We start from the raw sequence: 10,629 nt of genomic DNA on the forward strand, positions 1-10,629 counted from the left end.
TCCATCAGAAGGGCCCTAGTGGGGCGCCCCCCGCCACCCGGCGACCGGCAGCGCGAACTTGGCCACCAGCCGGTCGGTGAACGACGCGTGGTGCAGCCGGGCCAGCCGCACCGGAACGGCCCCGCGACGCACCTCCACGCGGGCGCCCGGCGGCAGGTCGATCGTGCGGCGGCCGTCGCACCACAGGACCCCCGGCGGGATGTGCGGCAGGATCTCCACGGCAAGGACCGAGTTCGGCGAGGTCACCAGCGGCTTGGCGAACAGGGCGTGCGCGCTGATCGGCACCATGAGCAGCGCCTCGACCTCCGGCCACACCACGGGACCGCCCGCGGAGAAGGCGTACGCCGTGGACCCGGTCGGTGTCGACAGCACGATCCCGTCGCAGCCGAACCCGGTCACCGGCCGCCCGTCGATCTCCAGCACGACCTCAAGGAGCTTCTCGGCTCCCGCCTTCTGCACGGCGGCCTCGTTGAGCGCCCAGTCCGTGTGCACGACGTCGCCGTTGCTGTGCACGACGACGTCGACGGTCATGCGCTCCTCGACCTCGTACGCCTTCGTCACCACCCGGTCGACGACCTTGTCGAGGTCGTCGCGCTCGGCCTCCGCGAGGAAGCCGACGCGCCCCAGGTTGACGCCGAGCATCGGCACGCCGGAGGCGCGGGCGAACTCGGCGCCGCGCAGCAGCGTCCCGTCGCCGCCGAGGACGATCAGCAGCTCACATCCGTCGAGGCACTCCGGTGTCGCCTCCTTGACGAGCTCCACGCTCGACGGCAACGGCAGGTCGGCCGCCTCCGCCTCCAGGACGCGTACGCCGAGCCCGGAGCGCAGCAGCCCCTGGACGACGAGCTCGGCACTGCGGATGGCCGCGGGCCGTCCGGTGTGGGCGAGCAGAAAAACGGTACGAGATCGGGTGTCACCGGTGTCACTCAACGCGGCCCCTCCGCCACTGCACGGTCGACGTCGGCCGGGTCCAGTGCGGGAGCCCCGGCACGCAGCCACAGAAAGTACTCGACATTCCCGGAAGGCCCGGGCAGCGGACTGGCCGTCACGCCCTTCACTCCGAGCCCCAGTTGGCCCGCCTGCCGGGCCACCTGGCGCACGGCGTCCGCCCGCAGCTGGGGGCTGCGGACGACTCCGCCGCTCCCGAGCCGTTCCCTGCCCACCTCGAACTGCGGCTTGACCATCATCACCAGGTCGGCTCCGGGCGCCGCGCACCGCACAAGGGCGGGCAGCACCAGGCCGAGCGGGATGAAGGACAAGTCACCGACAATGAGATCCACCGGCTCCCCATCGATCGCCTCCAACGTCAACTCGCGTACGTTCGTACGGTCCTTGACGGTGACGCGTTCATCGCTTCGCAGAGACCACGCCAACTGTCCGTAGCCGACGTCCACGGCGAGTACCCCCGCGACGCCCGCGCGCAGCAGCACATCGGTGAACCCGCCCGTCGAGGCTCCGGCGTCCAGGGCCCGCCGGCCCTCGACCTCCAGGCCGAGCGGTACGAAGGCCTCCAGCGCCCCGGCGAGCTTGTGGCCGCCGCGCGAGACGTAGTCCGGGTCGTTGTCGTCCTCGGCGACCAGGATGGGCGCCGCGGTCTCCACCTGCGTGGCGGGCTTGGTCGCGAGGTTCTTGCCGACGGTGACCCGCCCGGCGGCGATCAGCTGTCCGGCGTGCTCGCGCGAGCGGGCGAGCTTGCGCCGGACCAGCTCGGCGTCGAGGCGGCGTCGTGCCACTCCTGCCACGTTCGGTTCAGCTCCTGTTGCTGTTGCTGTTGCTGTTGCTGTTGTACGGCGTAGGGGGCGCCGGGGGTCCCGGGCGGGCGTCGAGCGCGGTGAGCGTGTCGCGCAGCCCCGCGTGTACATCCTCGTACACCTCCACGTGCCCGTCCGTGGCGAGGTGGTCGGCGTCGGCCAGCCGGTCGAGCAGGGCGTCGACCCCGGCATCGCCCGTGGGCGTGCGGGGCGCGTGCAGCGGGGCGGGGGCGGCCGGGTCGTACTCGGGCCGGGTGTCGGCCCCGGCATCGGCCCCGACACCGGGCTCGGCGTCGGCATCGGCTTCCGGTTCGGGTTCCGGTTCGAGTTCCGGTTCCGGCTCCGCACCGAAAGGCCCCGAACCGAGCAATTCGGTCTCCGGGCCGGTCATGGAGTCGTTCATGCCCCGACGCTACCGCGAAGCGCTGGGGTACCGTCGATCACGATGGCGACGATTGAGGAGTGCCGCGGCGCACTCGACAGACTCTCGGACAACATGGCGGGCGCGAACGGCGACGTACGGAGCGCGGCCGCGTTGGACCGCTCGCTGAGCTGCCGTATCACCGACCTGGACACCACCTTCGTCGGCCGGCTGCGGGACGGCCGCATCACGGTGCTCGACACGGTCGAGGGCCCGCCGCCCGAAAAGGCCGAGATCCGGCTCGCCATGACCGGCGACGACCTGGTCGCGATGGTCGAGGGCGAGCTGAACTTCGCGAAGGCCTGGGGCTCGGGCCGGGTGAAGCTCGAAGCGGGCCTGCGCGACCTGATCCGGCTCAGGAAGCTGCTCTGACCCTGCCGCCCGAACCCGAACCTGAACCCGGACCCGGCGCCGTACGTGCCTTCCGTGCCGCCGGCACCACCAGCGGCGTACCCGTCTCGGGGTCGTCGATGACCTGACAGCGCAGCCCGAAGACCTCCTCGACCAGCCCGGCCGTGACGATGTCCGCGGGGGCGCCCTCCGCGATCACCGACCCGTCGCGCAGGGCGATCAGGTGGGTGGCGTACCGGGCGGCGTGATTGAGGTCGTGCAGTACGGCGACCAGGGTGCGGCCCTGCTCCTCATGGAGCTCGGCGCACAGGTCGAGTACGTCGATCTGGTGCTGGATGTCGAGGAACGTCGTCGGCTCGTCGAGCAGCAGCAGCGGCGTCTGCTGGGCGAGCGCCATGGCGATCCACACACGCTGGCGCTGGCCTCCGGAGAGCTCGTCGACATACCGGTCGGCGAGTTCGGCGACCCCGGTCGACGTCATGGACTCGCGTACGACCCGCTCGTCCTCGGTCGACCACTGGCGCAGCAGCCCTTGGTGTGGGTAGCGGCCGCGGCCGACGAGGTCGCCGACGGTGATCCCGTCGGGCGCGATCGACGACTGCGGGAGCAGCCCGAGCGTCCTCGCCACCTTCTTGGCGGGCATCGACTGGATGGCCTGGCCGTCCAGGAGCACCCGGCCCCGCTGCGGCTTCAGCATCCGGGACAGGGCGCGCAGCAGCGTGGACTTGCCGCAGGCGTTGGGGCCGACGATCACCGTGAAGGAGTTGTCCGGTATCTCGACCGACAGCTGTTCGGCGATGACGCGCTGGTCGTAGGCGAGGGTGACGTCCTCGGCGGACAGGCGGTTCACTGTGCTCCTTGTACTCCTTGTACTCCGTGTGCCTGGTGTGCTCCTTGGGCTGTTCATATCCGGCCCGCCTTCCGTTCGGTGACCAGGAGCCACAGCAGATAGACGCCGCCGAGCACTCCGGTCACCACGCCGACGGGCAGCTGGTCGGCTCCGAAGGCCCGCTGCGAGGCCCAGTCGGCGACGACCAGGAGGGTGGCGCCCATGCACATCGCCGGCACCAGGTTGGGCCCCGGTGAGCGGGTGAGACGCCGTGCGAGCTGCGGCGCGGTGAGCGCGACGAAGCCGACCGGGCCCGCGGCGGCGGTGGCGGACGCGGTGAGCAGCACGGCGGCCACCATGAGCAGCAGCCGCGTCCGCTCCACCCGCACGCCGAGCGCGTACGCCACGTCGTCGCCCATCTCCAGCATCCGCAGGGCGCGCGCGTTGCCGAGGACCAGGGGTACAAGTACGGCGCACAGCCCGAGCAGCGGCCAGACCTGGGACCAGTCACGGCCGTTGAGGGAACCGGTCATCCAGACGATCGCGCGGGCCGCGTCGACGAGGTCGGCCTTGGTGATCAGGTAGCCGTTGACGGCCGTGACGATCGCGGAGACACCGATACCGACCAGGACCAGTCGGTATCCGTGCACGCCCCGCTTCCAGGCCAGCGCATAGATGGCAAGACCGGTCACCAGGCCACCGACCAGCGCCCCGACGGTCACCTGGGTGGCGCTCCCGGAGAACAGCACGATCATCACGAGCGCGCCGGCCGTGGAGCCCTGCCCGAGTCCGAGCACGTCCGGACTGCCCAGCGGATTGCGGGAGATGGCCTGGAAGAGGGCGCCGCCGAGCCCGAGCGCGGCGCCGACCAGGAGCCCCACCAGGACCCGCGGCAGCCGCAGTTCGTTGACGATGAACTCCTGGCCCGCGTCGCCGTTGCCGAGCAGCGTCCTGAGGACGTCGGCGGCGGGGATCGGGAAGTCGCCGGTGCCGATGAGGACGACACTCGCGGTGAGCGCCGCCACCAGCAGCAGGGCGACGACCGTGAACGCTCGGACGTCGACACGGACCGACAGCCCGCCCCCGCCGGTACGGAGGGTGCGACCGCGGAAGCGCCGGGCAGGGACCACCTGTTCGTGTTCGGCCTGGTTGCGTAGGGCCTTCACAACTGCGCCGTCCTCCGCCGTCGTACGAGAAAGATGAAGACCGGACCACCGAGGATCGCGGTGACGATGCCGACCTGGAGTTCCGCGGGGCGCACGACCATCCGGCCGACGACGTCGGCGCCGAGCAGCAGCACCGGCGACAGCACGGTGGCGTACGGCAGGATCCAGCGCAGGTCGGGCCCGGTGAAGGAGCGGACGACGTGCGGGACCATCAGCCCCACGAAGACGATCGGACCGCAGGCGGCGGTCGCGGCCCCGCACAGCACGGTGGCGGCGGCCATGGACAGCGCGCGGGTGCGGTTCAGATGCGCCCCCAGCGCGCGGGCGGTGTCGTCGCCCATGGCCATGGCGTTCAGCGGACGGGCGAGGGCCAGCGCCAGGAGCGTACCGGCGACGAGGAACGGCAGCACCTGCCGGATGGTGGTGTCGGTGGCCGAGGCCAGCGAACCGACCGTCCAGAAGCGCATCTTGCCGAGCGCCGCCTCATCCATGATCATCACGGCCTGGAGATAGCCGTAGAGCGCGGCGCTGATCGCGGTCCCCGCGAGGGCGAGCCGCACCGGCGTCGCGCCCCGGCTGCCGCCGAGGAAGTACACCAGCACCCCGACCACGGCCGCGCCTCCGAAGGCGAACCACACATAGCCGTTCAGCGAGGTGACGCCGAAGAAGGTGATCGCCGTGACGACCGCGGCGGACGCGCCCGCGTTGATGCCGAGCAGCCCGGGGTCGGCGAGCGGGTTGCGGGTGAGCGCCTGGAGCACGGCCCCGGCAAGGCCGAGCGCGGCGCCGACGAGCAGCCCGAGGACCGTACGCGACAGCCGCTCACCCACCACGACGTCGCCGTACGTACCCGAGTCCTCGAACAGGCCGTGCCAGACCTGCTCAAGGGACAGCTCTTTCGCGCCGATCGCGATGCTCGCCAGAGCGACGAGCACCAGCACGGCGAGGGACAGGAAGAGCCCTACTGTTCGTATCGCCCGGCGGGTCGGAGGCGCGGGGGCGGTCTCCGCGCGCGGTTCGGGGGGACTGTCGACCAACACGCAGTTAGGTTAGCCTACCCTCGCAAGCTGGTTCGATCCGTGTAGGCCGTGACCTGCGCGACCTCCCCCTCCGATCAAAGCTCTCAGGGCTCGGGCAAAGCTCTCTGGGTTCAGGTTCAAAGGCCCAGGGGCATGAGTCATGGGTCAGCCGCCCTCAAAGCCCCAACCGGGCCAGCGCCTTGCCTCCGTCCAGCTCGCACGCCGCGTCCCCGGCCGCCGTCCAGGCAGCGGCGCACAACGCCCGCAGCCCGTCCATGGGCTCGCCCTCACCGGCCAGTTCGAGCCGCTCGCCGCCGGCCGTCGCCGTATAGCCCCCGCACCGGAACCCGTCGCCCGCCTCGACGACCTCGGGCTGGCCGGTCAGCATCCCCCGCAGATCGGCGTCGACGTAGGTCGGCCGGTGCTGCGGCGGCGCGGCGAGGAGCTGCGCCCCGTCGGTCACCCCGGTCAGCACGAGCAGCGAGTCCACCTCGCCGTTGAACGCGCCCTCGATGTCCGTGTCGAGCCGGTCCCCGACGACCAGCGGCCGGACGGCCCCGGTCCGCAGGATCGTCTCGCGGTGCATCGGCGGCAGCGGCTTGCCCGCCACCTGCGGCTCGGCGCCCGTCGCGATCCGTACGACCTCCACGGCCGCGCCGTTGCCCGGGGCGATGCCGCGCGCGCTGGGAATCGTCAGGTCGGTGTTGGACGCGAACCACCGCACCCCGCGCGCGATGGCATAGGACGCCTCCGCGAAGCGCCCCCACGGCAGGTCGGGCCCGCCGAATCCCTGCACGACCGCCACCGGATCGTCGTCGGCCGACTCGACCGGCTCAAGACCGCGCTCGCGCAGCGCGACCCGCAGTCCCTCCCCGCCGATCACCAGCACGCGCGCGCCCTGGGGCACCTGCTCGCTGATCAGCCGGGCCACGGCCTGCGCCGAGGTGATGACGTCCGACGCCTCGGTCGGTATGCCCAGCTCCGTGAGGTGCTCCGCGACGGTGTCGGGGGTCCGCAGCGCGTTGTTCGTGACGTACGCGAGACGCATCCCGCCCGCGTGGGCCGTGCCGAGCGACTCGACCGCGTACGCGATCGCGTTGCCGCCCGCGTACACCACTCCGTCCAGGTCGAGCAGCGCCGTGTCGTACGCCTCGCTCAGGGCCCGGTCACTGCCCTCGGGCCGCGTCCTCGCGGTCTGGCTCATTACACATCGCTCCTCGTTCGATCCCTCTGCCCGATCATGCCTCATACCACTGACACACTTACGATGCATCAATGAACACTGCAGGTACCGCGGACGTACCGGCACGCATGGGCCTTGATCTCACCCCGTTCCGGGGCCTGCGCTACGACCCCGACCGAGTCGGCAGCCTGTCCGCCGTCACATCCCCGCCGTACGACGTGGTCGTACGGCCCGACGGCCTGCACCACCTGGAATCCGCGGACCCCCACAACATCGTCCGTCTGATCCTGCCGCAGGCCACCACGCCCGCCATCCGTAACGAACAAGCGGCGGACACCCTGCACCGCTGGGTGTCCGCGGGCGTCCTGAGAACCGACGCCGAACCGGCTCTGTACGTCTACGAGCAGCGGGACGGCGAGGGCCTGTTCCAGCGGGGAATCATCGGGGCCCTGCGGCTGTCCGAGCCGTCGGAGGGCGTGGTGCTGCCGCACGAGGACGTCATGCCGCACGTCGTCGCGGACCGCGCGGCCCTCATGCGGGCCACCTCCGCGAACCTCGAACCCCTGCTGCTGACCTACCGGGGCGACGGCACCGCCTCCGGCACGACCGCCGTCATCGACCGCACCGCCGAGCACCGGCCCCTGCTGTCCACCACTACGGAGGACGGCTTCAGCCATCGACTGTGGGCCGTCACCGATCCGGTGGACCTCGCCGCGGTCCACCGGGACCTGGCCTGCCGCCAGGCGCTCATCGCGGACGGCCACCACCGCTGGGCGACCTACCTGCGGCTGCGCGCGGAGCACCCGTCGCCCAGCCCCTGGGACTTCGGCCTGGTGCTCCTGGTCGACACCGCGCGCCATCCACTGCGCGTCCGCGCGATCCACCGCCTCCTGCACCGCCTCCCGGTGCCCGACGCCCTCTCCGCCCTGGGCGAGTCCTTCCGCGTACGCCACGTCGACGGACCCCTGCCCAAGGCGCTGTCGGCCCTCTCCCTGGCGGCTGCCGACGGAAACGCCTTCCTCCTTGCGGGCGACGGCGGCTTCCACCTCGTCGACCGCCCTTGGCCCGACCTCCTCGCCCGTACGATCCGGCCGGACCGCCCGGAGGCCTGGCGCACCCTGGACGCGACGGTCCTGCACGCCACGCTCCTCGACCATGTCTGGCGCATCCCGGACGTCCCGGAGCACATCGCGTACATCCACGACACAGCCGCCACGGTCGCCAAGGCGGAGCGCGACGGCGGCACGGCCGTCCTGATGCATCCGGTCCGCGAGGAGGTCGTACGCGACCTGGCGAGCCAGGGCGTCACGATGCCCCGCAAGTCGACGTCCTTCGGCCCGAAGCCGGCGTCGGGCCTGGTACTGCGCGCGCTCGGCCTCTGACACGACCTCGTACGACGCAAACGGGCGGGACTCCCCCAGGGAATCCCGCCCGCACACTTCTACGCCCCTACGCCCCTACGACTCCGACGCTTGACGGACCTCAGCCCTCAAGGTCGTCCTTGTCCACGGCACTGTCCGCGGAACCTCCCTCGGGACTGTCGTCGTCCTCGTCGAGTGCGTCCACGAACTCGACACCGTCGAGCTCCGCGAGGCGGTCGGAGGCGTCCGTGCTGCCGTCCTTGTCGGACTCGACGGCCTTGGCGAACCACTCGCGCGCCTCGCCCTCACGCCCGGCCGCGAGCAACGCGTCGGCGTACGCGTAACGCAGGCGCGCGGTCCACGGCTGTGCGGAGTTGGAGGCCAACTCGGGGCTCTGCAGCGTGACGATGGCCGCGTCGAGCTGGTCCAGGTCCCGCCGCGCACCGGCCGCCACGAGCCGCATCTCGACCTGTCCGGCCTTGTCGAGCTTCTTCACCTCGGGAGCTCCGGCCATCTCGACCGCCTTCTCGGGGCGCCCCAGACCGCGCTCGCAGTCCGCCATCATGGGCCACAGGTCCGCGTGGCCGGTCATGCGTCGCGCGGCCCGGAACTCGGCGAGCGCCTCGCTGTACTTCTGGGTCGCGTACGCGGCGAAGCCGGCCGCTTCCCGCACGGCGGCGACACGCGACGCGAGCCGCAGCGCAACCCTGGAGTAGCCGTACGCGCCCTCGGGGTCCTCGTCGATGAGCCTGGCCACCATCACCAGGTTCCTGGAGACGTCATCGGCCAGTCCCTTCGGCAGGCTCATGAGCTCCTGCCGCACGTCCTTGTCGATCTCCTCACCCGTGACGTCGTCAGGGATCGGCAGCCGCTTGATCGGCTCACGGTCCCGCTCCCGCTCATCGCGGAAACCGCCACCACCGCGGTCGTCCCGCCCACGGAAACCGCCACCGGGACGGCCACGACTGTCTTCGCGGCGGGGCCCACCACGACCACGGTCGTCGCGCCCGCCACGGTCGTCCCGTCCACGGAAGCCGCCACGGTCACCACCGCCGCGGTTGTCGTCACGACGGTCGTCACGACGGAAGGGCGGACGGTCGCCACCGCCACCACGGTTGTCGTCGCGTCGGAAGCCGCCACGGTCGCCGCCACCACGGTTGTCATCACGGCGGTCATCACGGCGGTCGTCACGGCGGAAGGGCGGGCGATCGTTGTCACGCCTCGGGGCACCACGATCGTCATCACGCCGGAAGGGCGGACGGTCGCCACCGCCACCACGGTTGTCGTCCCGTCGGAACCCGCCACGGTCGCCGCCGCCACGGTTGTCATCACGGCGGTCGTCACGGCGGTCGTCACGCCGGAAGGGCGGGCGGTCGTTGTCACGCCTCGGGGCACCACGGTCGCGGTCGTCGCGACTGGGCCCACTGGGCCGGTCGTCACGACGGAACGCCGGACGGCTACCGCCACTGCGGTTGTCATCGCGACGGAACCCGCCACGGTCGCCGCCACCGCGGTTGTCATCACGGCGGTCGTCACGGCGGAAGGGCGGGCGGTCGTTGTCACGCCTCGGGGCACCACGCTCGTCATCACGACGGAACGCCGGCCGGTCGCCACCGCCACCACGATTGTCGTCCCGACGGAAACCGCCACGGTCACCGCCGCTGCGGTCGTCACGTCCACGGAAGCCGCCTCGGTCACCACCGCCGCGGTTGTCGTCACGGCGGTCATCGCGCCGGAAGGGCGGGCGGTCGTTGTCACGCCTCGGGGCACCACGGTCGCGGTCGTCGCGACTGGGCCCACTGGGCCGGTCGTCACGACGGAACGGCGGACGGCTACCGCCACTGCGATTGTCATCGCGACGGAAACCGCCACGGTCACCGCCACCGCGATTGTCATCACGGCGGTCGTCACGCCGGAAGGGCGGGCGATCGTTGTCACGCCTCGGGGCACCACGGTCGCGGTCATCGCGACTGGGCCCACTGGGCCGGTCGTCACGACGGAACGCCGGACGGCTACCACCACCACGGCTGTCGTCACGGCGGTCGTCGCGCCGGCCGCCGGGCGCACCGCGGCCGTTGTCGCGGCTCGGGCCCCCGCGGTAGCCGCCGCGGTCACCACTGTCCCGGCGTCGCTGGTCGCGCTCCGGTCGCTCGTCGGGAGAGTTGGTGGACATGGGTGACTCCTGTCATCGGTACCGCAAGTCATTCTCGCGCAGCCGGGTACCCGGCGCGCTTCGGAAAACAAAAAAGGACCTCTGGTCCCAGCGATTCGCTGGGACCAGAGGTCCTCAAAGATTGTTCGGCGGCGTCCTACTCTCCCACAGGGTCCCCCCTGCAGTACCATCGGCGCTGTAAGGCTTAGCTTCCGGGTTCGAAATGTAACCGGGCGTTTCCCTCACGCTATGACCACCGAAACCCTTTCAGACACTCCGCCAGAGGCAGAGTTATGAACGGGCAGCGAACAAGCACACTATTCAATTGATTAGTGGAACTGTTCAGCCAGCACAACCGTTCGTTGTCTGGGAACTACACAGTGGACGCGAGCAACT

10 protein-coding genes, 1 rRNA gene and 1 pseudogene are annotated in these 10,629 nt (G+C 71.3%); 2 read left to right on the plus strand and 10 right to left on the minus strand.

What is annotated here, in order from left to right; translation table 11 throughout:
• Window positions 1-15: 15 nt before the first annotated feature.
• Genes AOK01_RS12370 through AOK01_RS12380 form a run of 3 tightly spaced genes read right to left on the minus strand, consistent with a single transcriptional unit; the run spans window position 16 to window position 2,142 of the window.
• Entirely contained in the window at window positions 16-930 is a 915-nt protein-coding gene (locus tag AOK01_RS12370; protein ID WP_055511026.1) for an NAD kinase, read from the minus strand.
• Window positions 927-1,742, minus strand: coding sequence for a TlyA family RNA methyltransferase (locus AOK01_RS12375; protein WP_055511027.1), 816 nt, complete (start codon window positions 1,740-1,742; stop codon window positions 927-929). The genes AOK01_RS12370 and AOK01_RS12375 overlap by 4 nt, the downstream gene beginning before the upstream one ends.
• A gap of 7 nt (window positions 1,743-1,749) precedes the next feature.
• Window positions 1,750-2,142, minus strand: coding sequence for a hypothetical protein (locus tag AOK01_RS12380; RefSeq protein WP_079103371.1), 393 nt, complete (start codon window positions 2,140-2,142; stop codon window positions 1,750-1,752).
• Between the two features lie 54 nt (window positions 2,143-2,196).
• Here AOK01_RS12380 and AOK01_RS12385 point away from each other — a divergent pair, with 54 nt between their 5' ends.
• Entirely contained in the window at window positions 2,197-2,544 is a 348-nt protein-coding gene (locus tag AOK01_RS12385) for an SCP2 sterol-binding domain-containing protein (protein ID WP_055511028.1), read from the plus strand.
• Here the strand turns inward: AOK01_RS12385 and AOK01_RS12390 are convergent.
• The 4 genes from AOK01_RS12390 to AOK01_RS12405 all read right to left on the minus strand — a co-directional run bounded on the left by AOK01_RS12390 (window position 2,528) and on the right by AOK01_RS12405 (window position 6,741).
• Window positions 2,528-3,430, minus strand: coding sequence for an ABC transporter ATP-binding protein (locus tag AOK01_RS12390; RefSeq protein ID WP_055511029.1), 903 nt, complete (start codon window positions 3,428-3,430; stop codon window positions 2,528-2,530). The two genes, AOK01_RS12385 and AOK01_RS12390, sit on opposite strands and share 17 nt — an antisense overlap.
• On the minus strand, window positions 3,427-4,482 hold the full coding sequence (locus AOK01_RS12395) for a FecCD family ABC transporter permease (RefSeq protein WP_055511036.1): 1,056 nt from the start codon (window positions 4,480-4,482) through the stop codon (window positions 3,427-3,429). Before AOK01_RS12395 ends, AOK01_RS12390 begins: the two co-directional genes overlap by 4 nt.
• A 32-nt stretch (window positions 4,483-4,514) precedes the next feature.
• Entirely contained in the window at window positions 4,515-5,558 is a 1,044-nt protein-coding gene (locus AOK01_RS12400; RefSeq protein WP_055511030.1) for a FecCD family ABC transporter permease, read from the minus strand.
• A gap of 154 nt (window positions 5,559-5,712) precedes the next feature.
• A complete protein-coding gene (locus AOK01_RS12405) occupies window positions 5,713-6,741 on the minus strand; it encodes an HAD hydrolase-like protein (RefSeq protein ID WP_055511031.1) in 1,029 nt (342 codons plus the stop codon).
• Window positions 6,742-6,812: 71 nt separating this feature from the next.
• On the opposite strand from AOK01_RS12405, the gene AOK01_RS12410 reads away from it, so the two are divergent.
• Window positions 6,813-8,102, plus strand: a complete 1,290-nt coding sequence (locus AOK01_RS12410; protein ID WP_055511032.1) for a DUF1015 family protein — start codon at window positions 6,813-6,815, stop codon at window positions 8,100-8,102.
• Between the two features lie 100 nt (window positions 8,103-8,202).
• Here the strand turns inward: AOK01_RS12410 and AOK01_RS44385 are convergent, their stop codons facing one another.
• From AOK01_RS44385 to rrf, 3 genes and pseudogenes are all read right to left on the minus strand, one after another.
• Window positions 8,203-8,904 carry a tetratricopeptide repeat protein gene (locus AOK01_RS44385; RefSeq protein ID WP_245702220.1) on the minus strand — a complete coding sequence of 234 codons (702 nt, stop codon included), beginning with the start codon at window positions 8,902-8,904 and terminating at the stop codon, window positions 8,203-8,205.
• A 63-nt stretch (window positions 8,905-8,967) separates the two neighbouring features.
• A pseudogene (locus AOK01_RS46310) lies at window positions 8,968-10,254 on the minus strand (hypothetical protein); the annotation flags it as partial.
• 123 nt (window positions 10,255-10,377) lie between these two features.
• Window positions 10,378-10,494: ribosomal RNA gene (gene rrf, locus AOK01_RS12425) — 5S ribosomal RNA — on the minus strand.
• Window positions 10,495-10,629 lie beyond the last annotated feature (135 nt).

The organism is Streptomyces aurantiacus, from assembly GCF_001418335.1.
In the GTDB taxonomy this organism is placed as follows: Bacteria; Actinomycetota; Actinomycetes; order Streptomycetales; family Streptomycetaceae; genus Streptomyces; species Streptomyces aurantiacus.

What these genes read in the sequence shown, in the direction of transcription:
- AOK01_RS12385 (WP_055511028.1), top strand. Translation starts at nt 2,197, where the DNA reads ATGGCGACGATTGAGGAGTGCCGCGGCGCACTCGACAGACTCTCGGAC.
- AOK01_RS12405 (WP_055511031.1), bottom strand. Translation starts at nt 6,741, where the DNA reads ATGAGCCAGACCGCGAGGACGCGGCCCGAGGGCAGTGACCGGGCCCTG.
- AOK01_RS12390 (WP_055511029.1), bottom strand. Translation starts at nt 3,430, where the DNA reads ATGAACAGCCCAAGGAGCACACCAGGCACACGGAGTACAAGGAGTACA.
- AOK01_RS12380 (WP_079103371.1), bottom strand. Translation starts at nt 2,142, where the DNA reads ATGACCGGCCCGGAGACCGAATTGCTCGGTTCGGGGCCTTTCGGTGCG.
- AOK01_RS12410 (WP_055511032.1), top strand. Translation starts at nt 6,813, where the DNA reads ATGAACACTGCAGGTACCGCGGACGTACCGGCACGCATGGGCCTTGAT.